Genomic DNA, 24,630 nt, shown 5'->3' with positions numbered 1-24,630 from the left:
TCAGAAAGCATGTTTACCTGCGTATGACGACATGCGCAGCATATCTAGACATAAGTCGCAGATAACCCGTCTCACCCCACGAGACGATAGACCACCACGCTGGGACCCGAGCGAGGATCCCCCTCCGGACCTGCGGAAACGTCGCTGTCATCGAGGAGAACGACCGCTCCGTCGGGCAGCGGAGGTGTTATCGAATCCTGACAAAGATCTACCCACACACCGATCCGACCCCGCGTGATCCGCAGCCACTTGCCGCCCTCCCCCAATTCGGCCCGGGCGAGACCCAGCCGCGGATCGGTGAGCTCCGGCAGGGCCTTCCTGAGCGCGATCAGGTCGCGGTACCAGCACAGCAACGACCGGTGGTGCTCCTCCTTGAGCTCGGTCCAGTCGAGCTTCGAGCGCTCGAAGGTCTCCAGGTCCCCCGGCTCCGGCGCGTCCCAGTCGTAGCCGAAGCCCACGAACTCGCGCCGCCGCCGCTCCCCCTCGCCCTCGCGCAACGCGGGCTCGACGTGGTCGGTGAAGAACAGGAAGGGCGTGCTCGCGCCCCACTCCTCGCCCATGAACAACATCGGCGTGAACGGCGAGGTCAGCAGCAGCCCGGCCGCCACCCGGAGCTGGGCGGGCGTCATGCGGTCGCCGCGCGGCCGGTTGCCGATCTGGTCGTGGTTCTGGGCGCTGCCCACCAGGCGGTAGGCCGGGCCGGTGAAGGGCCGCCCGTGCGAGCGCGCGCGGAAGCTGGAGTAGCCGCCGTCGTGCACGAACCCGCTGGTCAGTGCCTTGACCAGCGCCTCGGGGCGGGCGAAGTCGGCGTAGTAGCCGTGGCTCTCCCCGGTGACCGCCGCGTGGATGGCGTGGTGCAGGTCGTCGTTCCACTGGGCGGTCATGCCGTGCCCGGCCGGGTCCACCATGAACGGGTCGTTGAGGTCCGACTCGGCGATCAGCGTCAGCGGCCGGCCCAGGTGGCAGGCCAGCGCGTCCACCTCGCCGGCCAGCTCGGTCAGGAAGTGCGTGGCGCGGCGGTCGTGCAACGCGTGCACGGCGTCCAGCCGCAGGCCGTCGAGGTGGTAGTCGCGCAGCCACTGCACCGCGTTGTCGATGAAGTAGCGGCGCACCTCGTCGGAGTCGGGGCCGTCCAGGTTGACCGCCTCGCCCCAGTAGCTGCCCTGGGTGCCGGTCAGGTAGGGGCCGAACGGGTGCAGGAAGTTGCCCGACGGCCCGAGGTGGTTATAGACGACGTCGAGGAGCACGCCCAGGCCCGCGCGGTGGCAGGCGTCCACGAAGGTCTTCAGCCCGTCGGGGCCGCCGTAGGTCTCGTTGACGGCGTACAGGTCGACGCCGTCGTAGCCCCAGTTGCGCGAGCCCGGCACCGGCGCGACCGGCATGATCTCCACGAAGTCCACGCAGAGCTCCACCAGGTGCGCCAGCTTGCCGGCCGCCGCGGCGAAGGTCCCCTCCGGCGTGAAGGTGCCGATGTGCAGCTCGTAGATCACCGAGCCGCGCAGGTCGCGCCCCTTCCAGTCGTGGTCCTCCCAGGTGAAGCGGCCGTGGTCGTAGACCCGGCTGGGGCCGAAGATGCCCTCCGGCTGGCGGAGCGAGCGCGGGTCGGGGAAGGGCCCCTCGCCGTCCACCCAGTAGGTGTAGTCCGTGCCGTGGCCGGCTTCGGGCGCCTCCACCGCCCACCAGCCGGGGCGGGCGGGGCCGAGCGCCCGCCGCCCGGAGCCGAGGTCGATCTCGACCGTCGTGGCGCGTGGCGCCCAGACCTCAAAGATCATGATTCTCCAGGAGTGCGACCGGATACCTGTGGAGCAGATGGGCCAGAGGGATCTTCCCGGTGTACGGCGTGCCGCCGGTCAGCAGGTCATGCCAGGTGCCCGGCGGCAGGCGCAGGCTCGTCGCGCCCCAGCCGCCGTTCCTGGCGAGCCGTACCGGCAGGCGGGTGGCGACCGCGACCGCGCGCCGGCCGCGGGCGAAGGCCAGCGCGTGCTCGGCCGCCGCCCCCTCCGCCGCCAGCGGCGTGTACGGCAGAACCGCCTCGAAGCGGCGGCGCAGCCGCAGCGCCTGGGTGGTGAGCAGCAGCTTGGCCTCGTCCCACTCCCCCGCCGGCGTCCGCGGATAGCCGACCGGCCGCCGGTTGTCCGGATCGACCAGCGAGAAGTCGGTGGTCTCGTTGCCCTGGTAGACGTCGGGCACGCCGGGCAGCATGAGCTGCACCAGCTTCTGGCCGAGCGAGTTGGCCATCGCGTGGGCGTCGATCCGCGCGGTGAACTCGCCCACCGGCAGCTCCACCGCGCGGGCGGCGAACTCGCGCAGCGCCGCCTCGTAGGCCGGGTCGGGCTTGACCCAGGAGGTCCGGGTCTTGGCCTCGCGGGCCGCCTTGAGCAGGTAGTCGGCCAGCCGTTCTGCGCTGATCGGCCAGGCGGCCATGAGGTTCTGCCAGCCGAGGTAGTCGAGATGCGGGTCGCCCGAGCCGACCTGGGCGGACCAGCCGCGCACCGCCTCGGCCCATTCGTCCGGCAGCTCCGACAGGACCGCGAGCCGGGCGCGCACGTCCTCCGAGCGTTTGGTGTCGTGCGTGGACAGGGTGGTCATGGTGTGCGGCGGCAGCTCGCCGCAGAAGGCGTGGAAGGCGGCCGGGTCGAGGGCGAAGTGGTCGGGCTCGCCGCCCACCTCGTTGAGGCAGGCCAGCGGGAACCAGCGGTAGAGCGCGGTGTCCTCGACGCCCTTGGCCATCACCGGGCCGGTGGTCTGCTGGAAGCGGGTGATCGTCTCGGCGTCGCCGTACAGGACCTGTTCGGCGAAGGGCCGGACGGCGGGTGAGCAGGTCGCGGCGGCCCGCCGGACGATCTCGACCGCCTCGGGCGGCGGCTCGTGGCCGGGCACCACGTAGGTGCGGTAGACCGGCATGGCGACCAGGAGCTCGGCGACCGCGGCCGGGTCGGCGCCGGCGGCGCGGGCCAGCCGTGAGACCTCCGACTGGAAGAACAGCTCGACGACCTCGCGTTTGGCGCGGATCATCGTGTCGCGGCAGCCGTCAGGCCAGCCCGTCAGCTCGTGGAAGAGCTCGACCAGGGGCCGCTCGCCGGCCGGGTCCACGAACAGCCGCGTGATGCGGTTGAGCACCTCGTAGCCGGTCGTCCCGTCGCAGGCCCAGTCGCCGGGCAGCCGCTCCTCGCCGACCAGGATCTTCTCCACGACCGTCCAGAGGCCGCCGGTGCGCCGCCGCAGCCGCGCCAGGTAGCCCGCCGGGTCGGCCAGGCCGTCGGGGTGGTCCACCCGCAGCCCCTCGACCAGCCCCTCGTCGACCAGCCAGAGGATCACCTCGTGCGTGGCCAGGAAGACCGCCGGGTCCTCCACCCGCAGCCCGATCAGCGAGGAGACGTCGAAGAAGCGCCGGTAGCCCGGCCCCTGCCGCCAGTCGACCAGCCGGTAGTGGCCCGGGTGCGGGAACTCGTGGTCGTGGTAGCGCAGCACCGGGCCGTCCACCCGCGGCTCGGTGGCGTCGCCCAGCACGGGCATCGCCACCTTCCCGCCGTTCCAGTCGATGTCGAACCAGCTCGCGTACGGCGAGGCCGGCCCGTCCCGCAGTACCGACCACAGCGCCGCGTTGCCCGACTCGGGCACCGGCACGGTCATGTGGTTCGGCACGATGTCCAGCACGATCGCCAGGTCGTGCGCCGCCAGCGTCTCGGCCAGCTCGCGCAGCCCCTTGAGCCCGCCGAACTCCTCCCGCACCCGTGAATGGTCGGTGACGTCGTAGCCGTGCCGCGAGCCGGGCGTGGCCTGGAGCACCGGCGACAGGTAGACGTGACTCACCCCGAGATCGCGCAGGTAGGGCGCCAGCTCGGCGACCTGGGCGAAGCCGAAGTCGGGCGTGAGCTGCACCCGGTAGGTCGAGATCGGCGGCCTAGACACGACGCAGCACCCGCAGCGAGCGCCCGTTGACCGGCACGCCCTCGCCCGCGCGGCAGATCCGCGACTCCACGCTGTACGGCATGGCCGTGTCGATCTCGGTCAGCCAGAGCTCCCCGTAGTCCTTGGGCACGGTGAAGGTGATCGTGTCGTGGTGGGCGTTGAACAGCAGCAGGAAGGAGTCGTCGATGATGCGCCGCCCTCGCCGGTCGGGCTCGGTGATGGCCTCGCCGTTGAGGAAGACCGCCAGCGAGCGCGCGTATCCGACGTTCCAGTCGGCGTCGGTCATGGGGTCGCCCTCCGGCGTCAGCCAGGCGATGTCGTTGAGTCCCCGCACCGGCCGGCCGTAGAAGAAGCGGCGGCGGCGGAAGACCGGGTGCTCGCGGCGGAGCTTGGCCAGGCGCTGGGTGAACTCCATGAGCAGCCAGTTGTCCCGGACGTCGGACCAGTCCACCCAGCTGATCTCGTTGTCCTGGCAGTAGGCGTTGTTGTTGCCGCCCTGGGTGCGGTTGAGCTCGTCGCCGTGGCTGAGCATGGGCACGCCCTGCGACAGGAAGAGCGTGGCCAGCAGGTTGCGCTTCTGCTGCTCGCGCAGGGCCTCGATGGCCGGGCCCGCGGGGCCTTCCTCGCCGCAGTTCCAGGAGCGGTTGTCGTCGGCGCCGTCGCGGTTGTCCTCGCCGTTGGCCTCGTTGTGCTTGTGGTCGTAGGAGACCAGGTCGGTGAGGGTGAAGCCGTCGTGGCAGGTGACGAAGTTGATCGAGGCGGCGGGGCGGCGGCTGTCGTCCTGGTAGAGGTCGCTGGAGCCGGTCAGCCGGGAGGCGAACTCCGGCAGCGTCTGCGGCTCGCCGCGCCACAGGTCGCGGATGGTGTCGCGGTAGCGGCCGTTCCACTCGGTCCACCGGGAGGGGAAGTTGCCCACCTGGTAGCCGCCCGGGCCGACGTCCCACGGCTCGGCGATCAGCTTGACCTGCGACAGCACCGGGTCCTGCTGGACGAGGTCGAAGAAGGCGCTCAGCCGGTCGACCGCGTGCAGCTCGCGGGCCAGGGTGGAGGCCAGGTCGAAGCGGAAGCCGTCGACGTGCATCTCGGTCACCCAGTACCGCAGCGAGTCCATGATCATCTGCAGCGCGTGCGGGCTGCGCATGAACAGGCTGTTGCCGGTCCCTGTGGTGTCCATGTAGTAGCGCGGGTCGTCGTCGACCAGCCGGTAGTAGTTCTGGTTGTCGATGCCGCGCCAGCTCAGCGTGGGCCCCAGGTGGTTGCCCTCGGCGGTGTGGTTGTAGACCACGTCGAGGATGACCTCGATGTTGGCCTCGTGCAGGTTGCGGACCATCGCCTTGAACTCCAGCACCTGGCCGCCGCGCTGCCCCTGGCTGGAGTAGCGGTTGTGCGGGGCGAAGAAGCCGAGGGAGTTGTAGCCCCAGTAGTTGCTCAGCCCCTTCTGCTCCAGGTGGTGGTCGGTGACGAACTGGTGCACCGGCATCAGCTCCAGCGCGGTGACGCCCAGCTTGGTCAGGTGCTCGACGATCTCCGGGTGGCCCAGGGCGGCGTAGGTGCCGCGCATGTGCTCGGGGATCTTCGGGTGCTGGATGGTCAGGCCGCGCACGTGCGCCTCGTAGATCACCGTGTCGTGGTACGGCGTGGCCGGCGGCCGGTCGTGGCCCCAGCCGAAGAAGGGATTGATCACGATCGAGCGCGGCACGTACGGCGCCGAGTCGGCGTCGTTGCGGCTGTCGGGCTCGCCGAAGCGGTAGCCGTACACCGCCTCGTTCCAGTCGACCCCGCCCTCGATCGCCTTGGCGTAGGGGTCGAGCAGCAGCTTGGCCGGGTTGCAGCGCACGCCGCGCGCCGGGTCGTAGGGGCCGTGGACGCGGTAGCCGTACCGCTGGCCCGCGCCGACGCCCGGCAGGTATCCGTGCCAGACGAACCCCTCGCACTCGGTCAGCGTGACCTTGGTCTCCTGCCCGTGCTCGTCGAACAGGCAAAGCTCGACCCGATCGGCCGCCTCGGTGTAAAGGGCGAAGTTCGTGCCCGCTCCGTCATACGTGGCGCCGAGAGGGTAGGGGTCTCCCGGCCAGATCTCCATCATGCAGAGCTCCCTTGCCACTCAGCCCCATGTTTACGCACGACCGCGGGTTTGACCATCCCGCTGGAGGCAATCAGGCATGCTCATGGGCGGTTTCAAGAAATTCCTGTTACGCGGCAACATCGTCGAGCTGGCCATCGCGGTCATCATCGGCGCGACTTTCAGCGGGCTGGTCCAGGCGCTGGTCAGGGACCTGGTGACGCCGCTGATCGGGGCGATCACCGGCGGGCGCCAGCCGGACTTCTCGCAGTACTCCTTCACCGTCAACGGCAGCGTCTTCAAGTACGGCGACTTCCTCAACCACCTGATCACCTTCCTGATCATCGCGGCGGTCGTCTACTGGCTCATCGTCATGCCGATGACCCGGCTGGTCTCGCTGTTCGACCGGAACAAGGAGGCCACCGAGAAGAAGTGCCCGGAGTGTCGCAGCGACATCCCCGTGGAAGCCAGGCGATGCGCCTTCTGCACGGTCGAGCTGGTTCCCGAATCCGACAAACCCCCCGCGTGACCTGTAACAATGTGCCGATGAGCGTTGAGTTGACCGTCTGGCGCGAAGCAGAGCCGATCCCGCGCGAGCGGGCCAGGATCGCCTACCGGACCATCCTCGCCGGAACCCCCGGCGAGCCGGCCGATCCCGGCCTGCTCGCGCTGGCCAAGGCCTTTCCCGAGCACGCGACCACCTACCCGGACGCGGTGCTCGTCGCCATGGAGCCGGAGGAGATGGACGAGATCTCCAACCGGGTCTTCGCCGAGGCGCGCTCGGCGGGGCTGGTCTGCTACGACCCGCAACGCGACCTCGTGCACAACCTCGCCCCGCGCGGCGTCTACCCGGAGCTCCAGTTGCACACCGGGGACGGCATGATCGTGGTCGATCCCGACCTGGGCCTCGTCCACGACGTGCTCGGCACGCTGTCGGCCGGCAACCCGTTCACCGCGCTGGTCGTCTTCGGCAGCCACTTCCTGCAGGTCTCGCCCGGGTACGAGCTTGAGTACAAGGAGGGGCTGCTGCGCCGTACCGAGGTCGCCGACCTCGACGCGGTACGGCAGGCGTTCGACGAGTACGCCCGCGGCGAGCGGGGCTTCCTGGAGCGCTTCACGTGGAGCTGAGCGGGAGCAGGTCGGCCACCACCCCGAAGTGGTCGCTGGCCCAGATGCCGCCGACCGGCTCGGTGAACACCCGGCGGCAGGCCTTGATGCGCAGCGACGGCCCGTTGCCGGTGCAGCGCACGAACACGTAGTCGATGCGCCGGCCGCGCTCCAGCGGCCAGTTGCCGCGCACGACCAGCGGGTTGACCGGGGTGAAGGTGTGGCCGGGCGCGGCGCCGCGGATCCACTCCCAGGTGTCGCGGTAGGCCACGCTCATGCCGTCCAGCGACTGCAGCCCGCGCCAGAAGCGCAGGGCGGCCGAGTCGGGGACGGCGTCGAAGTCGCCGGCCAGCACGACCGGGGCGTCACCGGCGACCCGCTCGACCAGCCGCGCGGTGGCCACCGCCTGGCGCTCGCGGCGCCACTCATCGGCCAGCCGGAAGGACGGTTTGTGGTTGACGAAGTAGAGCGGCTCGGGCCCCTGGACCTCGACGAGCCCGGCCCAGCCGGCGAACTCGCCCGGCTCGGCCTCGGGTAACTCCAGCTCGTGCGGGGTGCCGAGCGGCCAGCGGCTGGCGATGGTGCAGCCCACGCCGTTCTCGCGCGCGCTCTGGTGGAAGTAGTGGTAGCCGGGCGGGAGCAGGTCGTCCTCGACGAAGGACTCCTGGAAGGCCACCAGATCGGGGTTGAGGTCGGCCAGCCCGTCGGTGAGCACCTTGCGGCGCTCGGGCCAGGACGCGTGGTGACTGTAGAGATTGAGGGTGAGGACACGCATGGCCGTGTCCATGCCCGCCGGGCGGGCCGCCTATGCGATCCGCCGCCGGGCGGCCGGGCGGGCTAGGCGCCGAGGACGAGGCGGGACACGTCCGCCCGGCGCTGCCAGAGCTCGCTCTCGGTGATGAGGCCGCGCTCGAAGGCCGCCTCGGCCTCGTCGCGGCTGGCCACGTAGTACGCGGCCATGATCTCGCTGCGCAGCGGCGTGAAGCCGTACTCGACGCACTGCGCGAAGTGGGCGAGCTTGATGTCGAGCACCTCGGGGTCGACGTGGCACGCCAGGTCGCGGGTGCGTAGGTTGGTGACCGCCTCACGAAGGGTGGTCAGACCGTGGGAACCGGGGATCTGAGTGTCAAGTGTGATCTTCAACGTCTAACGCCTCCGTATAGTGAAAACCACCGATTCTTTTCGAATATTCCCTGGTCAGATGGGGTACGGAGGCGTTTGTGATCGGATCGCACATCGTCGTCGGGTACGCCGACACCCCCGAGGGACGGCAAGCCCTCGCCCTCGCCGCGGCGATCGTGCTGGTCACCGGCGGCGAGCTCACGGTGGCCTCGATCTATCCGCCGGGCAGCCCCGGGCTGGCGGTCGAGGCGCAGGCCAACGTCGCCCACGCCGCCGAACTGCTCGGCGACGTCCCGGCGGAGTACCTGACCTTCGAGAGCCGCGGCACCGGCCGCGGCCTGGCGGTGCTGGCCAGCCGGATCAAGGCCGACCTGATCGTGATCGGCTCGGCGGCGGGCGGGCAGAAGGGGCGCATCACCGTCGGCAGCGTCGCCGACCACCTGCTGCACCTGTCGCCGGAGGCGGTCATGCTCGCCCCGGAGGGGTACGAGCCGCCCGGTGAGCCCGAGCGGCTGACCCTGATGTACGTGCGCCGGCCCCAGGCCGACGAGGCCGTCGAGCGGGTCGCCCAGGCGGCCCTGCGCCTGGGCGTCCCGCTCCGGCTGGTCACCCTCGACCTGCGCACCGGCGAGCCCGGCCCGCTCCGCGACGACCTCGCCCTGGCCGTACGGCTGGCCTGGGAGAGCGCCGGCGTCGAGGCCGAGGCGGAGCTCGCCGAGGGCTTCGACGTGCCCGCCGCGATGAAGTCACTCGACTGGCTCCCGGGCGAGATCCTCGTCTGCGCGGCCAGCGAGGACGCCCAGGCCCACCGGGTCTTCCTCGGCGAGGCGGCGACCAAGGTGGTGCGGGCCTCGGTCTGCCCGGTGGCCGTGCTGCCGCGTGGTTACACCTGAGCGCTCACTCCTGGCCGCTCCTGCGCGGCCGGGCCTGGCCGATGAGCCGCTCGTAGAGCTCCAGGTAGTGCTCGGCCATCACGCCGGGCGAGAAGCGGGCCCGGGCCTCGCGGCGGCACTCCTCCGGGTCGATCTCGTCGGCCCGGAGCACCAGTTCGGCCAGTTCCTCCTCGGTGTCGGCCAGGAAGCCGGTCCGGCCGTGGTCGATCAGCTCGGGCAGGCAGCCGCGGCGCAGGCCGATCGGCGGCACGCCCAGAGCCATCGCCTCGACGACCGCGGTGCCGCCGGGCTCGTCCCACTGGATGGGGAAGAGCGCGGCGCGGGCCGAGCCGTACAGCCGGTCGCGTTCCTCGCCGGCGACGCCGCCCACCCAGCGCACCAGGTCGCCGTCGAGATAGCGGGCCACCTCCTCGGCGTGGTAGCGGACGTCCGGATGGCCGTGCAGCGGATGCTCGGGGTCGCCCAGCACCTGCTCCAGCTCGGCGGCGTCGTTGAGCCCGCTCACCGGCCCGGCCAGCACCAGGCCGAGCCCCAGCTTCTGGCAGAGCCGGGCGGCGATGTGCTGGCCCTTGAGCCCGCAGACCCGGCCCATGACGATCAGATGGTCGTTGCGCTCCATCGGCGGGACCGTTCCCGCGAGCGGGGTGGCCAGGTAGATCGCGCCCAGCGAGGCCCGTTGCAGCGACTGCGGCGCCCGCGCGAGCTGCGAGCGCGAGACGCCGTTGACGGCGATGCCGCGCGGCCAGTTCCCGTAGAGGTCGGGGTGCTTGTGCAGGTCCCAGTGCAGGGTGTGCAGCACCCGGTGGGTGCCGAGCGCCGACAGCACCGCCGGGCCGACCACTTCGAGGTGGTCGTGCACCAGGTCGATGTCGTCGCGGCGGCGCAGTTCGGCCACCACGCCGGCCTGGTGCGCGTGCGCCAGGCCCATCACCTGGTTGTACGGCTTCTGCAGATGGGCGAACTGCCCCTCGTCGAAGACGTGCAGCACCTCGTCCACCTCGATCGTGCTGCCGCCGACCGTGGCCAGCACGACCTCGACCCCTCTGGCCCGGAGCTCCGGGACCAGGGTCGCGACGATGTTCTCGATCCCGCCGTATCCGGCGGGCGGCACGGGCAGCCACGGCCCGGCGTTCATCAGGATCTTCATATGGCCGTCCTCACCGAGGCCAGCGAGGGGCGTTCCGCGACCGACACCTCGGCCGGGCGCTCCTTGCCGGAAGGAGTGAACTGCAACAGCGTGGAGGCGGGCGCCTCCGAGGCGACGATGCGGCCCTCCCGTTCCAGCCGCGACCAGGCGGTGAGCAGGATCTGCCCGGACATGCGGCCCAGCGCGGCGGTGGACTGGTGACCGTGCTCGCGGCTGCCCAGGTCGACCTGGGCCATCGCGTCGAGACCGACCAGGTCCAGCAGGTCGATGAGCAGGCCGATCTCCACCCCGTACTCGGTGACGAACGGGACCCGCTCCAGCACCTCGCGCCGGGCGGCGTACTCCCCGCCCAGCGGCTGGATGAAGCCGGCCAGCTCGGGCCAGAACAGGTTGAGCACCGGCCGGGCCACCAGTTCGGTGACCCGCCCGCCCTCGCCGCGCCGGCCCCGCAGCGGCCGCTCGTAGGCGCCCTTCACGAAGTGCACCGACGGGTCGGTGAGCAGCGGGCCGAGCAGGCCCGAGACGAAGTGCGCCTCGAAGTTGCGCAGGTCGGCGTCGATGAACACGACCAGGTCGCCGGTGGAGGCGGCCAGGCCTTTCCACAACGCCTCGCCCTTGCCCGACATGGGCGGCAGCGCGGGCAGGACGGCGTCCTGGTGGACCACCTTCGCCCCGGCCGCCGCGGCGACCGCCGCGGTGGCGTCGGTGGAGCGGGAGTCGACCACCAGCACCTCGTCCACCAGCTCGGGGAGGTCCCGGCGGATCGTACGGACGATCTCGCCGACGGTGCGTTCCTCATCACGCGCGGGCAGGACGACGCTGACCGTGGTGGAGCCCTTGGCCTTGCACAGCGTCTCGACCGGCCAGTCGGCGGCCCGGCTGGTGTGGGGTTCCAGCCACTGCCTGGCCCGCGCCAGGGAATCTGTCTGCATGAAGCCTCCTGTGTATGGCCGCCTTTCCCTGCCCGAGCCTGCGCATTTAGAACATCTCGTTTGCTTGGCCCCCAGCGTGGGATATGCCGACCATGCCCCTCGAAAAAGCCCGAATCGGCCTCATCGGTGCCGGAAACGTCGCCGCCCGCCACGCAGACGTCCTCTCCGGCTTCCCCGACGTGCGCATCGTGGGGATCGCCGACCCCGATTCCCACAAGGCCGAGGCTCTGGCCTCGAAACATGGCGCCCCCGCCTATGGCGGCCATGCCGACCTGCTGGATGCCGGCGGTCTTGATGCGGTTTACGTGTGTGTGCCTCCTTTCGCGCACGGTAACCCCGAACTTGACTCCCTGTCGTGCAATCTGCCGATATTTGTGGAAAAGCCACTGGCGCTTGACCTGGCCACCGGCGAGAAGATCGCCGCCGAGCTGGCCCGCCGCGGCCTGCCGTCCGCGGTCGGGCACCACTGGCGCTACCTCGACGTCCTCGCCGAGGCCGCCGACCGGCTGGCCGGCCGGGAGGTACGGCTGGCACTCGGCCACTGGCTCGACAAGGTGCCCCCGGTGGGCTGGTGGCTGGACCCCGAGCTGTCCGGCGGCCAGATCGTCGAGCAGGCCGTCCACGTACTGGACCTGGCCCGCGTCCTGGTCGGCGAGGTGGCCATGGTGCACGCGGTGCCGGCGGCGCGCGAAGGCGTCGACTGGGCCACCGCGGCCGTGCTGCGCTTCGAGAGCGGGGCGGCGGGGATGCTGGCCACCACCTGCCTGCTGGAGCACAAGCACCGCGCCGGCCTGGAGGTGCACGCCGAGGGCATCGCCCTGGAGATCGGCGAGACCCGGCTGGTGGTCAACGGCGAAGTGGTGCGCGAGGACTCCGGCGCCGCCAAGCAGGCGGTGGACCGGGAGTTCGTCAACGCGGTGCGCGGCGAGCGCGCCGACATCCGCGTGCCGTACGAGGAGGCGTTGCGGACGCACCGGCTGGCCCTGGCCGTGGCCGAGTCGGCCCGGCGGGGTGAACCGGTGACGCTGGACGGTTTCGGAAAGGGGGCGCTCGATGGCTGAGACGCTGAGCGTCGACGGGCCGGGCGTGATCAGTTGGGTCGAACGCGAGCTGCCCCCGGCCGAGCCGGGCCAGTTCCGGGTCGAGACGGTCTACAGCGGCATCTCCGCGGGCACCGAGCTCACCTTCGTCAAGGGCACCAACCCCTTCCAGCTCGGCTCCTGGGACCCGGTCCAGGGCCTGTTCCGGGCGGGTGAGCCGGCGACGCCGTACCCGGTGCGCGGTTTCGGCTACATGCAGGTGGGCCGGGTGGTGGAGAGCGCCACCGACGCGGTCAAGGAGGGCGCCCTGGTCGCCATGACCTACGGGCACCGCACCGAGCACCTGGCCAGCGCCGCCGACGAGCGGTTCGTCGAGCTGCCCGACGACCTCGATCCGCTGCTCGGCATCTACGTCGCGCACATGGGGCCGATCTGCGCCAACGGCCTGCTGCACGCCGCGCACGACCTGTACGGGCCCGACGTGCGCGAGCTGGGCGACGGGGTGCGCGGCCGGCGGGTCGCGGTGACCGGGGCCGGCGTGGTCGGCCTGCTGGTCGCGCTGTTCGCGGTCCAGCAGGGCGCGGCCGAGGTGGTGGTCGTGGACGAGACCGCCGAGCGGCTGGCGGTCGCGCGGGCGCTGGGCCTGTCCACCATGACCGTCACGGAGGAGGAACTGGTCGCGCTCAAGCTGCGCTGGCGGCACACCAAGGACGACCGGGGCGCCGACGTGGTCTTCCAGTGCCGCGGTCAGGCCAGGGCGCTGGCCCTGGCGCTGAAGCTGCTCCGCCCGCAGGGCACCGTGATCGACCTGGCCTTCTACCCCGGCGGCGCGGACGAGGTCCGGCTCGGCGAGGAGTTCCACCACAACGGCCTGGCCGTCCGCTGCGCGCAGATCGGCCGGGTGCCGCGCGGCCTGGCCCACTCCTGGGACCGCGAGCGGCTCTCGGCCGAGACGCTGGAGCTGCTGCGGTCCAGGGGTGAGGAGCTACGCCGGCACGTGGTCACCGACGTGCTCGGCTTCGGCCAGGCGCCCGAGTTCCTGCTCGACCTGGCCGCCCGGCGCCGCCACACCGTCCAGGCCGTGCTCAGCCGCGACGTCGAGGACGAGGGCCGCTGACCAGCTGAAGTCGCGGCAGCCGTGCCCGGCGGCGGTGAACGGGTCGAAATACTCGCGGAAGCCCGCCCGGGCGACCGCGCGCAGCATGCCGTCGGCGACCAGCGCGGCCAGGTCGGGACGGCGCTCGCGCAGGCCCTGCCAGATCAGCCAGGTCAGGTTGATCCAGCTCGGCCCGCGCCAGTACCGGGCGGCGTCGAACTCCGGCGCCCCCGGCGCGTAGCTCGGGATGAGGCCGCCCTTGACCTCGAAGCGGTCGAGCGCGGTGCCGATCAGCGCGCCGGCGATCTCCTTGGGCAGATCGGCCAGCATGAGCGGCACCAGGCCGGCGGCGCTGTGCGAGCGGATCAGGCACCCGGTTCCGGCGTAGCGGGCGTGGAACAGGCCGTCGTGGTAGAGGTGCTCGACCATCGCCCGCGTGGTCGCGGCGGCCTCCGCCTCGTGCGGGGCGGGGTTGGCGCCGATCTCGGCGGCGATCCTCGCCAGGCACGACTCGGCTACGCCGTACGCGGTGGTGAAGAGCGGGTCTTCCACCTCGAAGGCGCCCGCGCGGCGGTAACCGGTGTCGCGGTAGGCGCGGGCGAGCGCGGCGTAGCGCTCGTAGTCGCGGTCGGTGGGCCGTTCGGCCGGGTCGACGTGGGCCAGGTCGCGGCGGGCCGAGCCGATCGGTGCGGCCTCGACCGCGGCCAGCGGCTGGTCCCAGGCCGGGCTGTTGTCCATCCCCGACTCCCAGGGGTGGACGATCGAGATGAGGCCGTCGGCCGAACGCCGCGCCGAGCGCAGGAACTCCTGCTGCGCGACCAGGCGCGGGTAGATGCGGCGCAGGAAGGCGGCGTCGGGCGCGGCCTGGTGCACCCGCCAGGCGGCCAGGGCGTGCACCGGCGGCTGCACCAGCCCCGAGGTGGCGCTCCCGGAAGGCGCCCGGACCTGCCAGAAGTCGGGACCCGGGAAGTAGGCGCCCTCGGGCACGACCGGGTTGAAGACGATGTGCGGCACCCGGCCGTCGCGCCACTGCGCGCCGAACAGGCTGAGCAGCTCGACCCGGGCCCGGCGCGGCGACCAGCGCGCGTTGCCGATGGCGATGAAGGCGGAGTCCCAGCTCCACTGGTGGGGGTACAGGCGCCGCGAGGGGACGGTGTAGGAGCCGTCCCAGTTGGCGACCAGGACGCGCACCGCGTCTCTCAAGATCATAGGAATTTCCTGATGAAGGAGGCTGTCTGGGGAAGGACGATCTCGGGCTCGCCGCGCAGGCGGCACTCCAGGGCGAGGTAGCCGTCGTAGCCGACCGCGTCGAGCGTGGCGAGCTGCGCGGCCCAGTCGAGGTGACCGGTGCCGGGCTGGTTCCGGTTCGACTCGCTGATCTGCATGTGCGCGAGGTACGGCGCGGCCTCCACCAGCGAGCGGCAGGGGTCGTCCTCCTCGATGTTCATGTGGTAGGTGTCGCCGGCCACCCGGATGGAGTCCATCGCGCAGTAGGAGACCGCCTCGGCCAGCGTGTTGACCATGTGGTTCTCGTAGCGGTTGAGCGGCTCCAGCATGATGAGCACGCCGTTGCGCTGGGCGTGCTCGCCCAGCACCGCCAGCGCCTCGGCCAGCACCTCGCGGTCCTCGCTCGCGCTGCGCGGCGGCTCGAAGGGCGGCAGGCGGCGGGAGAACTGTCCCCAGGAGGCCGGGGTCATCACGCCCATGCCGCCGAGCTCGCCGATCACGCTGAGCTGCGAGCGCAGTTGCTGCACCGCGTCCTTGCGCTTGGCCGGGTCGAAGTCGCCGATGAAGTGCGGCATGTCCACGCAGACCGTGGGCATGACCACCCCGTCGGCCAGCGCCCGCTTCAGCTCGGTGAGCCGGCTGGCGAAGTGGAAGTCGCCCTTGCCCCTCAGCTCGATCGCGTCGAAGCCGGCGTCGACGGCGAAGGCGAACTTCTCCTGCAGCGTCCGCCCGGGCAGCAGTTGTTCCTGTACGGCGAGCCTCACGTGACCTCCTGGTGTTGGGACTCTTCTGGGCAGTCGTCGTCCGGGGGGTCGGGGAAGCTGAACACGAGCTGCAGCACGTCGGCCGCATGATGGTCGAGCAGTTCGTAGGCCTCGGCGGCCTGGGTGGCGGGCAGGACGTGGGTGACCAGCCGGGCGACGTCCACCTCCTCGCGGTAGACCAGCTCCATGAAGGTGCGCTGGAGCCGCTCGACGTCCCAGCGGTGGGACAGCCAGGAGGCGACGCCGCCGATCTGGCTGGAGACCAGGTGCACCTGGTTGTGGTGGAACTCCTCGCCGAGCCGCAGGCCGAGCCCGTCGCCCTGGTAGAAGCCGGCCGCCACCACGCGGCCGCCCTGCCGTACGGTGCGGATGGCCTCGTGCAGGGCGCGCACGTTGCCGCTGAGCTCGATGGCGGTGTCGCAGCCGGTGATCCGCTTGCGGACGAACTCCGCGCAGGAGGCTCCGGTGGCCACGTCGAAGGTCTCGACCGCGCCGAAGGCCTTGGCCAGCTCCAGCCGGGCGGGGATGCCCTCGGCGGCGATGACGCGGGCGCCGCTGAGCCGGGCCAGGCGGGTGGCGAGCAGGCCGATGACGCCCTGGCCGAAGACGGCGAGCTGGTCGCCCAGGTGGATGTCGGCGGCGTGGACCGCGTTGAGCGCGATCGCGCCGACGCGGGCGAAGACCCCGACGAGCGGGTCGACGCCGGGCGGCAGCACGTGCCCGGCCAGGCGGTCGGCGGGCAGCACCGCCTCGGCCCGATGTCCCCACACGCCCCACACCAGGCTGCCGACCGGCGGGTCGGTCACGTCGGGGGCGGCCTCGACCACCTCGCCGACCTCCTGGTAGCCCCACCCGGCCAGCGGGTAGGCGTGGGTCTGGCCTTCGACGAACAGCCGTCGCTCGGTGTCCCACTTCCGGCTGAGGTAGGGGTTGGTGCCCCGGTAGGCGGTGAGTTCTGTCCCCGCCGAAACGCCTGAATAGCGAGTGCGGACCCGCACGCAGCCCGGCTGAAGCGCACCGGACCGTTCCACGCGGAGGCCGACGACGCCAGGCTCTTCAATCGTGATGACGTGCATTCCCCACACTTACGCTTTTTGATCAATCAAAAGTTGAGTATTTAGCGCTTCTTGGCATGCGATAGTGGCGTGATTGGCCCTCGTAAGTCTACGGCTTAGATAGGAGGCGACAAATGAAATTGGGGTTCCTCACCGCGTGTCTTCCGGAAAGCAACCTTTCCGACATCGCGCAGTGGGCCGTCGACCAGGGTTTCGAGGCCCTGGAAGTGGCGGCATGGCCGGCAACGGATGACCGAAATCACATCAGAGCAGACGCCTTCGACGACGCGGAACAAGCCCGTGTCGCGAAGATCTTCGACGACACGGGACTGACCCTGTCGTCGCTCGCGTACTACGAGAACAACCTCATCGATCCGCAGGTCAACGAGCATGTGAAGCGCTGCGTCGAGGCCGCGGCGGCGCTCGGCTGCCCCACCGTCGGGACCTTCGTCGGGCGCGATCCGGCGCTGCCGGTCTCGGAGAACCTCAAGCGCGGCACCGACCTCCTCGGCCCGCTCGCCGAGTACGCCCGGCGGCACGGCGTGGAGATCGTCATCGAGAACTGCCCGATGAAGTCGTGGCACCCCGACGGCTATCCGGGAAACCTCGCCTACTCCCCCGAACTGTGGGAATGGATGTTCGGACTCGGGCTCAAGCTGAACTACGACCCGTCGCATCTGGTCGCGCTGGGGATCGACCCGATCGCCGCGGCGAAGCCGTACATTTCGGATATTTCGCACGTCCAGGCGAAAGACACGGAAATACTGCCCGGAAAGATCGATCGTTACGGCTTCTACGGCCCGATCGACGGCTCCAAGGGCTGGTTCCGCTACCGCGTGCCCGGCCGGGGCAGCGTCGACTGGACCCGGCTGATCGACACCCTCCAGGAGGGCGGCTACGACGGTGTGGTCTCTGTGGAACATGAGGATCCGGTGTGGAGCGGGAGCACGAGTCGGGTGCAAACCGGTCTCGGAATCGCCTACCACACGTTGCGGCCGCTCATCAGAGGGTAGGTCCGGGCTCATCCGTTGATTCGGGAGGGCCCGTCCCTCTCTCTGGGCGCTCCCGTCTGCACAACCGGAGGAGCGTGCCATGCCGTACAAGGTGACCGCCGTCCTCTCCGCCGCACTCCTGGCCCTCGCGGCCACGGCGTGCGGCGGCGACGCGGAGCCCGAGGGGTCGCAGGCCAGCCAGATCACCGTCTGGACCGAGGAGAACCTCGCCGACCGCATCGCGGTCCAGCAGCAGATCGTCAACGAGTTCACCCAGAAGACCGGCATCAAGGTGGAGCTGGTCGGCATGGCCGAGGACCAGTTCAGCCAGTCCATCACCGCCGCCGCGGCGGCCGGGAAGCTCCCCGACGTCATCGGGGCCCTGCCGCTGTCGGCGGTGCGCGAGCTGGAGGCCAACGACCTGCTCGACACCGAGACCCCCGGCAAGGTCGTCGACCAGCTCGGCCGGGGCGACTTCTCGGCCCGCGCGCTGGAGCTGAACACCAGCGACGGCAAGCTGCTGGCCGTGCCGAGCGACGCGTGGGCCCAGCTCGTGCTCTACCGCAAGGACCTGTTCGAGAAGGCCGGGCTGGAGCCGCCGGAGACCTACGAGGCGATGGAGGCGGCGGCGGCCAAGCTCAACACCGGCGGCGTCGCGGGGATCACGCTGGCGGTGGCGCCCAAGGACTCCTTCACCGCGCAGAGCTTCGAGCACGTGGCGCTGGCCAACGGCTGCGAGCTCGTCGACAAGTCCGGGAACGTCGCGCTCAACAGCCCGGCGTGCGTGCGGGCCTTCGACTTCTACTCCAAGCTCGGCACGCAGTACTCGGTCAAGGGCAAGCAGGACGTCGACTCCACCCGCGCGACCTACTTCTCCGGCAAGGCCGCGATGACGATCTGGTCCTCCTTCATCCTCGACGAGCTCGCCTCGCTCCGTAACGACGCGTTGCCCTCGTGCGCCGAGTGCCGCTCGGACAAGGAGTGGCTGGCCAAGAACACCGGCGTGGTCACCGCGCTGAAGGGCCCCGACGGCGCGGCCCCCGCGCAGTACGGCGAGATCGTCTCGTGGGCGATCACCCGGGACGCCTCCAAGGACGCCGCCCAGAAGTTCGTGGCGTTCATGATGAACGAGGGTTACGAGCGCTGGCTCGGCATGGCGCCGGAAGGCAAGTTCCCGACCCGCACCAGCTTCGCCACCAAGTGGGACAAGCTGCCCGCCGGGGTGGACAGCAAGAAGCCGCTGTCGGAGATCTACCCGGCCGACGTGCTCGACGCGCTGCGCAAGGCGCCCGACACCATCGCCCGCTGGGGCATCCCGCAGGGCCAGGGCAAGCTCGTCGGCGCGGCCATGGGCGAGCTCCCGGTGCCGAAGGCGCTCAGCGGCATCGTCGAAGGTTCGCTGACCGCCCAGGCCGCGGCCGACCAGGCCAAGACCGACGTCGAGACGATCAAGCGCGGGATCCGCCAGTGACCGGCGCCACCACCGCCCGTCCCCGCCCGCCGCGGCGGGGGCGGACACTGCGCGAGCAGGAGGGCCGGGCGGGCCTGGCCCTCATCTCGCCCACGCTGATCATCACGCTGGTCGTGGTGGTGCTCCCGCTGCTGTGGGCGATCATGCTGGCCTTCCAGGACGTCCGGCTGATCAACATCCGCCAGGCGGGGCTGTTCGGCAACTACACCCTGGAGAACTTCAGCTACGTCCTGGCCGAGCCCGGCTTCTGGGGCGCGCTGGGCAACACGCTGGCCTACACCGTGGCCGGCACCGCGCTGTCGATCGCGATCGGCCTGGTCGCCGCGCTCGCCCTGCGCGACCGGTTCCCCGGCCGGACGGCGGTGCGCGCGGCCATCCTCATCCCCTACGTCGCGCCGGTGGTGGCGGTGGCCTTCCTGTGGGAGGTCATGCTCAACCCGCAGTACGGCATCGTCAACAGCTGGCTCGACGAGCCGATCGCCTTCCTCACCCAGGCCAAGGGCACCTTCCTCGGGCTGGAGGTGCCGGTCGCGCTGCTCACGGTGATCGCCTTCGAGGCGTGGCGGTACTTCCCGTTCGCCTTCCTGTTCATCCTGGCCCGGCTGCAGGCGATGCCGCACGAGCTGGAGGAGGCGGCCACCGTGGACGGGGCGACGCCGACCCAGCGCTTCCGATACGTGATCATGCCGCAGCTCTGGCGGATCGTGGCGCTGCTCAGCGTGCTGCGCTTCGTCTTCACCTTCACCAAGTTCGACGACGTGTACCTGCTCACCGGCGGCGGCGCGGGCACCGAGGTGGTCAGCGTGCGGGTCTACAACTTCCTGACCGCCCGCGACGACATCGGCGCCTCCGCCGCGCAGGCCATCGTGCTGGCCGTGGTGCTGGTCGTCTTCCTCGTCATCTACCTGCGCTTCTTCGGGAGGGCCGATGAGCAGGGATAGCGTCGAGCGCGGCGTCCTGCGGGTGCTGAAGCCGCTGACCATCGCCGTGCTCTTCCTGGCCACGGCCTTCCCGTTCTTCTACATGGTGATGTTGTCCATCCGCGACATCCAGGAGCTGATCCTCGACCCGGGCTCGCTCCTGCCGCGCAGCTTCACCCTCGCCACCTACCACGACGTGCTGACCCGGCAGGGCTTCCTCACCTTCATGGCCAACAGCGCCATCGTCGCGGTCGCCTCGGTCGCGGTGACCCTGCTGATCTCCATCCCCGGCGCCTACGCGGTGGCCCGGCTGAACTTCTTCGGCCGCCGCCAGGTGCACTTCCTCTTCCTGGCGGTCTACCTCTTCCCGGCGATCATCCTGGCCATCCCGCTCTTCGTGCTCTTCACGATGATCGGGCTGCGCGGCTCGCTGCCGGGGCTGATCCTGGTCTACATCGCGCAGACCGTGCCGGTGACCGTCTACATGCTGCGCAACTACTTCGAGACCGTCCCGCCGAGCGTGGAGGAGGCCGCCGCCATCGACGGCTGCGGGCGCATCTCCACCATCTGGCGGGTGGTGCTGCCGCTGTCGAAACCCGCGCTGATGGCGACCGGGCTCTACGCCTTCATGATCGCCTGGAACGAGTTCCTGTTCGCCCTGCTCTTTCTCGTCGAGCGGCGCGACCGGTGGACGGTCAGCCTGGGTCTTTCTCAGCTTGCGGGCAGTATCGAGATTCCGACCACCGTTCTCATGGCAGGATCGGTGGTTCTGACGCTGCCCATCGTGATCGTGTTCTTCGCCAGTGAGCGGCTCCTGACCGAGGGGCTGACCGCGGGAGCAGAGAAGGGATAACCCTCAGATGTTGACGGCAGGCCAGGTCCTCCAGTTGATCCGGGAGGGCTCCTGCCGTACGCGCAAGGAGCTCATCGAGTACAGCGGGCTGTCCCGCTCGACCATCACCGACCGGGTCGACCGGCTCATCGAGGCCGGGTACATCCACGAGTCGGGAGTGGCCTCCTCCGCAGGCGGGCGCCCGCCGAGCGTGCTCGACGTGGACGCGGGCACCCACCTGGCGCTCGTCGCCGACCTGGGCGCCAGCCACGCCAGGGCCGCGCTGACCGACCTGGCCGCGCGGCCCTTGGCGGAGGAGTTCACCGAGATGCGCATCGAGCGAGGGCCCGAGCAGGTGATGACTTGGGTACGGCAGGCGTTCCAGCGGCTCCTCGACCGTTCCGGCCGTGACCGGTCGCGGGTGTGCGCGATCGGTCTCGACCTGCCCGGCTCGGTGGACCACACCTCCGGGCGGGTGATCAGGTCCTTCCTGATGCCCGGCTGGGACGACCACCCGATCTGCGACACCCTGCGCACCGAGTTCGACGTGCCGATCCTGGTGGAGAACGACGCCAAGGCGATGGCCCTGGGCGAGTGGTGGTCGGTGCACCGCAAGACGCGCTCGCTGCTGCTGATCAAGGTCTCCACCGGCATCGGCGCCGGCCTCATCCTCGACGGCCGCATCTACCGCGGCGTCGACGAGGGCGCGGGCAACATCGGCCACGTACGGCTGCGCGAGACCGACGACCGGGTCTGCACCTGCGGCTCACGCGGCTGCGTGGCCTCCCTGGCCTCCGGCCACGCCCTGGCCGGAGACCTCGGGCTGGACTCCAGCCGGGACGTGGTCCGCCTGGTCCACGCCGGCGACCCGGAGGCGATCGCGCGCACCCAGGAAGCCGGCCGGACCCTCGGCGTGGTGCTGGCCACCGCGGTCAGCCTGCTCAACCCCGGCGTGCTCGTGCTGGCCGGCGACATGGCCGAGACGCGCGAGCACTACCTGACCGGCATCCGCGAGAGCGTCTACCGGCGGAGCCTGCCGTACACCACCCGTAACCTCAACATCGTCACCAGCGCGCTGGGCGATCGGGCCGGCATCATCGGCACCGCCGTCATGGTGATGGAGCACGTGCTGGCACCGGAGACGGTCGACGCCGCGCTCGCTCTCTCCTGAGCAGCACCGCCCGGGTGGCGACGACCAGGCAGACCGTGCCCAGCACGACACCGCCCAGCACGTCGCTGAAGAAGTGCATGCCCCGGTACAGGCGCGAGAGCGCGACCGCCAGCGTCGCGGCGACCGCGAGCACCCACCACAGCGCGTGCAGCGAGCGGCGCGTGTGCAGGGTCAGCACGATGGCCACGCCCGCGTAGAAGCAGACCGCCGCGCTGACGTGGCCCGAGGGCCAGCTCGACGTGGGCGGCGCCGGGTCGAGGTGCTCGACCGGCGGCCGGTCGCGGCCGACCAGTTGCGTCGTGGCCAGGAAGACCAGCGACTGCGACCAGACCGCCGCGATCAGGAAGAGCGACTCCAGCCAGCGCTTGAACACCAGCCGGAAGACGATCGCCAGGATCGCCGTCCCGGCCACGATGTACGGCGTGTCCGACAGGCTGCTGCCCAGGTCGGACAGGGCGTTGAGGTCGCCGTTGCGCGCCGCGGCCAGATCGCGCATCAGGCCCGACTCCGCGGAGGACAGCCCCAGGGCGAGCACGGCCTTGCCCACGGCGAAGGTGACCAGGGCCAGGGCGATCAGCGGGGCGAGCAGAGTCTTGCCGAATTCTCGTAAATATGTGGCCATGCCTCACTTCCGGGTCATCTCAGGTTCGACACCTTCGAGGTGCGGGTCGGCGGGCGGGCGGCCCCGCTCCCGGCGCCAGCGCTCGAAGGCGATCGTGGTCGCCGCGATGACGGCGATGCCCAGCAGTACCCCGCCGACGGCGTCACTCACCCAGTGCACGCCGAGCGCGATGCGGGTGTAGGCCACGGACAGGGCGAGGAAGGCGGCGAGCGCCCAGGCCACGATCTTGATCTTCCGTGACATGAAGGGCAGCAGCATCAGGACGATCACCCCCGCGCCCAGGGTCGCGCTCAACGCGTGCCCGGAGGGGAACGACTCCCCCGGCGCGAACGCCACGGGGTCGGGGAACTCGGGCCGGGCCCGATCGGTGATGATCTTCAGCAGCAGGCCGAGCAGCCCGCCCACGGTGATCGTGGTGATCGCCCACAACGCCACCCTCGTCGCCCCGCGCCACCCGGCCCAGGCCGCGAGCAGCAGGACCGCGATGCGCCACGGCCAGGGGCCGAAGATCTCGCTCCACCACCACACGAACTCGGTGCGGTCCGGATTGGCCAGCGCGTAGGCGTGCAGGTTCGCCGCCACCGTCTGGTCCAGGCCGTGCAACGGCTCGAAGGTCACCTTGACCAGGACGGCGATCAGCAGGAACGGCACGCTGACCAGTGCGACCACGAGCGAGGCGACGGTCAGGTCCACGGCCAGGTTGGCCCACGGGTTCTTGGCGGTCTGCTGTCCTGCCATCAGAACTCACCCGCCCGGCGCAGGCGCGGCGGCCGGCCGTCGGGGTCCACCGCCAGCTTGTACAGCGGCAGCACCACCGTCCGCCGCCACCTCGTCAGCTCGACCTTCGGATGCGGCCGAAGCCGTCCGGGTGGTCTCGCGCCCCTGCGCCCGCCCCGGTGCCACGCCTCCAGCCGCTCCGCCGACTCGGCGAACGCCTCGAACATCTCCTCCGGCGGCCGGTCGGCCTCCAGATGCTCGGCCGCCAGCAACTGCCGCAGCCCTCGGGCGAAGTCGTGATCCAGCACCGCACAACTCAGCTCCGAGTCGTGCGTCCACGAACGCAGGTTGACGTTGTCCGACCCCACCGTCGCCCAGGTGTCGTCGACCACGCACACTTTCGCGTGCACGTAGATCGGCACCCCGGCCCGGTTCTCCAGGTCGTAGACGGCCACCCGGTCACCTCCCGCCTTGAGAAGCCGCTCCAGCGCGTCGGCCCGGCCGATCTCGCTGGCGATCCCCGCCAGCCAGCCGTCCTGGTCCGGATAGCGGGGCACCACGATGATCATCCTGAGCCCCGGGTTCCGTTCCAGCGCGCGCGCGAACGGCTCGATCACTTCCGTCGACCACAGGTACTGGTCCTCCAGGTAGACCAGCGACTCGGCACGCCGCAGCACCTTGTGGTAAGCCCGCGCCACACTCCGCTCCCCCTCCGGCGCGAAGGGGTAAGGCGGGTGTTTGGCGGGATAAGTCCTCAGCAACTGGACGGCATGCGTCCCCACCGGCTCGGGCGGCGGCCCGGGCTTCGGCAGCGGCGGCACGTCGTCCATGCGGGCCAGGTGGTCACGCAGCCGCCTGATCGGCTGGCGGGTCTCCGGCGCCGGGTCCTCCCAGCGCTCGCAGAACACCTTCTCCACCTCGGCCACCGCCGGGCCCCTGATCGCCACCTGCACGTCGTGCCAGGGCGGACGCTCGCCGTACACCTTCGGCATCGGCGCGGCCTGCGGATCCCCGTGGTGCTCGGCGTCGTCGCGCCGGCTGTGGCACAGGTCGATGCCGCCGACGAAGGCGATGTCGTCCTCGGGGCGGCGATCGTGCCTGATGATCAGGAACTTCTGGTGGTGGGAGCCGCCCGGCCTCACCCGCGTGTCCAGCAGAGCCTGGCCGCCGTGCTCCTCCAGCTCCTCACCCAGATGCCGGTTCTCCTCGGCGGAGAAGCGCAGCTTGTCCAGATGCGAGCGCCAGATCAGGCCCCGTACCAGCGCGCCGCGCTCCGACGCCTCGGCCATGACCTTGGCCACGCCCGGCCCGTCGTCGGTCAGCCGCTCGTCGGGGTCGCCTCGCCAGTCGGAGAACAGCAGCAGGTCGTCCTTCTCCAGGGCGTCTATGCAGGCTTTCAGCTCCTTGAAGTAGGTCGCGCCGTGGATGAGCGGGCGTACCAGATTCCCCGTGGACCAGGCGTCCAGCTTGGTCGCGGGGTTGCCTCGCTCCTCTTCGGTCAGGAACCAGTCTTCGAGCCGCACCCGCCTCTGGCTACCCGCCTAACCG

General features: G+C 70.8%; 22 protein-coding genes. 10 read left to right on the top strand and 12 right to left on the bottom strand.

The features are described from left to right. Positions 1 to 71: 71 nt before the first annotated feature. Genes treZ through glgX form a run of 3 tightly spaced genes read right to left on the bottom strand, consistent with a single transcriptional unit; the run spans position 72 to position 5,998 of the window. Positions 72 to 1,772 (bottom strand): malto-oligosyltrehalose trehalohydrolase, encoded by a 1,701-nt coding sequence (gene treZ, locus AB0I67_RS04405; RefSeq protein WP_357917394.1) that lies wholly within the window; start codon positions 1,770 to 1,772, stop codon positions 72 to 74. Next, positions 1,762 to 3,912 carry a malto-oligosyltrehalose synthase gene (treY, locus tag AB0I67_RS04400; RefSeq protein ID WP_357917391.1) on the bottom strand — a complete coding sequence of 717 codons (2,151 nt, stop codon included), beginning with the start codon at positions 3,910 to 3,912 and terminating at the stop codon, positions 1,762 to 1,764. Before treY ends, treZ begins: the two co-directional genes overlap by 11 nt. Beyond that, positions 3,905 to 5,998 (bottom strand): glycogen debranching protein GlgX, encoded by a 2,094-nt coding sequence (gene glgX / locus AB0I67_RS04395; protein WP_357917388.1) that lies wholly within the window; start codon positions 5,996 to 5,998, stop codon positions 3,905 to 3,907. Before glgX ends, treY begins: the two co-directional genes overlap by 8 nt. An 82-nt stretch (positions 5,999 to 6,080) precedes the next feature. On the opposite strand from glgX, the gene mscL reads away from it, so the two are divergent. Together mscL and AB0I67_RS04385 are read left to right on the top strand one after the other, a co-directional pair. Next, positions 6,081 to 6,503 (top strand): large conductance mechanosensitive channel protein MscL, encoded by a 423-nt coding sequence (gene mscL / locus AB0I67_RS04390; protein ID WP_357917385.1) that lies wholly within the window; start codon positions 6,081 to 6,083, stop codon positions 6,501 to 6,503. Positions 6,504 to 6,520: 17 nt separating this feature from the next. Then, positions 6,521 to 7,102 carry a hypothetical protein gene (locus AB0I67_RS04385; RefSeq protein WP_357917382.1) on the top strand — a complete coding sequence of 194 codons (582 nt, stop codon included), beginning with the start codon at positions 6,521 to 6,523 and terminating at the stop codon, positions 7,100 to 7,102. Here the strand turns inward: AB0I67_RS04385 and AB0I67_RS04380 are convergent. Next, the gene (locus AB0I67_RS04380) at positions 7,089 to 7,856 is read right to left on the bottom strand and encodes an endonuclease/exonuclease/phosphatase family protein (RefSeq protein ID WP_357917379.1); all 768 of its coding nucleotides are present in this window, start codon (positions 7,854 to 7,856) and stop codon (positions 7,089 to 7,091) included. The two genes, AB0I67_RS04385 and AB0I67_RS04380, sit on opposite strands and share 14 nt — an antisense overlap. A 62-nt stretch (positions 7,857 to 7,918) precedes the next feature. After that, the gene (locus tag AB0I67_RS04375; RefSeq protein ID WP_357917376.1) at positions 7,919 to 8,224 is read right to left on the bottom strand and encodes a hypothetical protein; all 306 of its coding nucleotides are present in this window, start codon (positions 8,222 to 8,224) and stop codon (positions 7,919 to 7,921) included. A 77-nt stretch (positions 8,225 to 8,301) separates the two neighbouring features. Between AB0I67_RS04375 and AB0I67_RS04370 the strand changes: the two genes are divergently transcribed. After that, a complete protein-coding gene (locus AB0I67_RS04370; protein ID WP_357917373.1) occupies positions 8,302 to 9,096 on the top strand; it encodes a universal stress protein in 795 nt (264 codons plus the stop codon). Between the two features lie 4 nt (positions 9,097 to 9,100). Here AB0I67_RS04370 and AB0I67_RS04365 read toward each other — a convergent pair whose 3' ends face one another. Both AB0I67_RS04365 and AB0I67_RS04360 read right to left on the bottom strand, forming a co-directional pair. Beyond that, positions 9,101 to 10,243 carry a glycosyltransferase gene (locus AB0I67_RS04365; protein ID WP_357917370.1) on the bottom strand — a complete coding sequence of 381 codons (1,143 nt, stop codon included), beginning with the start codon at positions 10,241 to 10,243 and terminating at the stop codon, positions 9,101 to 9,103. Continuing rightward, complete coding sequence (locus tag AB0I67_RS04360; protein WP_357917367.1) at positions 10,240 to 11,175, bottom strand: glucosyl-3-phosphoglycerate synthase; 936 nt, start codon at positions 11,173 to 11,175, stop codon at positions 10,240 to 10,242. Before AB0I67_RS04360 ends, AB0I67_RS04365 begins: the two co-directional genes overlap by 4 nt. An 83-nt stretch (positions 11,176 to 11,258) precedes the next feature. Here AB0I67_RS04360 and AB0I67_RS04355 point away from each other — a divergent pair, with 83 nt between their 5' ends. Together AB0I67_RS04355 and AB0I67_RS04350 are read left to right on the top strand one after the other, a co-directional pair. Continuing rightward, the gene (locus tag AB0I67_RS04355) at positions 11,259 to 12,236 is read left to right on the top strand and encodes a Gfo/Idh/MocA family oxidoreductase (RefSeq protein ID WP_357917364.1); all 978 of its coding nucleotides are present in this window, start codon (positions 11,259 to 11,261) and stop codon (positions 12,234 to 12,236) included. Then, on the top strand, positions 12,229 to 13,332 hold the full coding sequence (locus tag AB0I67_RS04350) for a zinc-binding alcohol dehydrogenase (RefSeq protein WP_357917362.1): 1,104 nt from the start codon (positions 12,229 to 12,231) through the stop codon (positions 13,330 to 13,332). The genes AB0I67_RS04355 and AB0I67_RS04350 overlap by 8 nt, the downstream gene beginning before the upstream one ends. Positions 13,333 to 14,516: 1,184 nt before the next feature. Here the strand turns inward: AB0I67_RS04350 and AB0I67_RS04345 are convergent. Continuing rightward, the gene (locus AB0I67_RS04345; RefSeq protein ID WP_357917360.1) at positions 14,517 to 15,302 is read right to left on the bottom strand and encodes a sugar phosphate isomerase/epimerase family protein; all 786 of its coding nucleotides are present in this window, start codon (positions 15,300 to 15,302) and stop codon (positions 14,517 to 14,519) included. After that, the gene (locus AB0I67_RS04340; RefSeq protein WP_357917357.1) at positions 15,299 to 16,300 is read right to left on the bottom strand and encodes a zinc-binding alcohol dehydrogenase; all 1,002 of its coding nucleotides are present in this window, start codon (positions 16,298 to 16,300) and stop codon (positions 15,299 to 15,301) included. Before AB0I67_RS04340 ends, AB0I67_RS04345 begins: the two co-directional genes overlap by 4 nt. Before the next feature lie 191 nt (positions 16,301 to 16,491). Between AB0I67_RS04340 and AB0I67_RS04335 the strand changes: the two genes are divergently transcribed. The 5 genes from AB0I67_RS04335 to AB0I67_RS04315 all read left to right on the top strand — a co-directional run bounded on the left by AB0I67_RS04335 (position 16,492) and on the right by AB0I67_RS04315 (position 21,743). Further along, positions 16,492 to 17,370 (top strand): sugar phosphate isomerase/epimerase family protein, encoded by an 879-nt coding sequence (locus AB0I67_RS04335; protein ID WP_357917354.1) that lies wholly within the window; start codon positions 16,492 to 16,494, stop codon positions 17,368 to 17,370. A 79-nt stretch (positions 17,371 to 17,449) separates the two neighbouring features. Beyond that, positions 17,450 to 18,820: an extracellular solute-binding protein gene (locus tag AB0I67_RS04330; protein WP_357917351.1), complete on the top strand. Its 1,371-nt coding sequence runs from the start codon at positions 17,450 to 17,452 to the stop codon at positions 18,818 to 18,820. Further along, positions 18,817 to 19,761 (top strand): sugar ABC transporter permease, encoded by a 945-nt coding sequence (locus tag AB0I67_RS04325; RefSeq protein ID WP_357917348.1) that lies wholly within the window; start codon positions 18,817 to 18,819, stop codon positions 19,759 to 19,761. The genes AB0I67_RS04330 and AB0I67_RS04325 overlap by 4 nt, the downstream gene beginning before the upstream one ends. Further along, a complete protein-coding gene (locus AB0I67_RS04320; RefSeq protein WP_357917345.1) occupies positions 19,748 to 20,593 on the top strand; it encodes a carbohydrate ABC transporter permease in 846 nt (281 codons plus the stop codon). The genes AB0I67_RS04325 and AB0I67_RS04320 overlap by 14 nt, the downstream gene beginning before the upstream one ends. Positions 20,594 to 20,600: 7 nt before the next feature. Further along, the gene (locus AB0I67_RS04315) at positions 20,601 to 21,743 is read left to right on the top strand and encodes an ROK family transcriptional regulator (protein WP_357917342.1); all 1,143 of its coding nucleotides are present in this window, start codon (positions 20,601 to 20,603) and stop codon (positions 21,741 to 21,743) included. Here AB0I67_RS04315 and AB0I67_RS04310 read toward each other — a convergent pair. The 3 genes from AB0I67_RS04310 to AB0I67_RS04300 are packed head-to-tail and all read right to left on the bottom strand — an operon-like array spanning position 21,682 to position 24,605. Continuing rightward, entirely contained in the window at positions 21,682 to 22,365 is a 684-nt protein-coding gene (locus AB0I67_RS04310) for a phosphatase PAP2 family protein (RefSeq protein WP_357917339.1), read from the bottom strand. The genes AB0I67_RS04315 and AB0I67_RS04310 overlap by 62 nt on opposite strands. Positions 22,366 to 22,368: 3 nt before the next feature. Beyond that, on the bottom strand, positions 22,369 to 23,103 hold the full coding sequence (locus tag AB0I67_RS04305) for a phosphatase PAP2 family protein (protein WP_357917337.1): 735 nt from the start codon (positions 23,101 to 23,103) through the stop codon (positions 22,369 to 22,371). Then, on the bottom strand, positions 23,103 to 24,605 hold the full coding sequence (locus tag AB0I67_RS04300) for a phospholipase D family protein (protein WP_357917334.1): 1,503 nt from the start codon (positions 24,603 to 24,605) through the stop codon (positions 23,103 to 23,105). The genes AB0I67_RS04305 and AB0I67_RS04300 overlap by 1 nt, the downstream gene beginning before the upstream one ends. Between the last annotated feature and the right edge of the window lie 25 nt (positions 24,606 to 24,630).

It is taken from the genome of Nonomuraea sp. NPDC050310 (genome assembly GCF_040655795.1).
Taxonomy (GTDB): Bacteria; Actinomycetota; Actinomycetes; order Streptosporangiales; family Streptosporangiaceae; genus Nonomuraea.
Note: the sequence above shows the minus strand (reverse complement) of the source record. Positions and strands in the feature narration are given on the sequence as shown.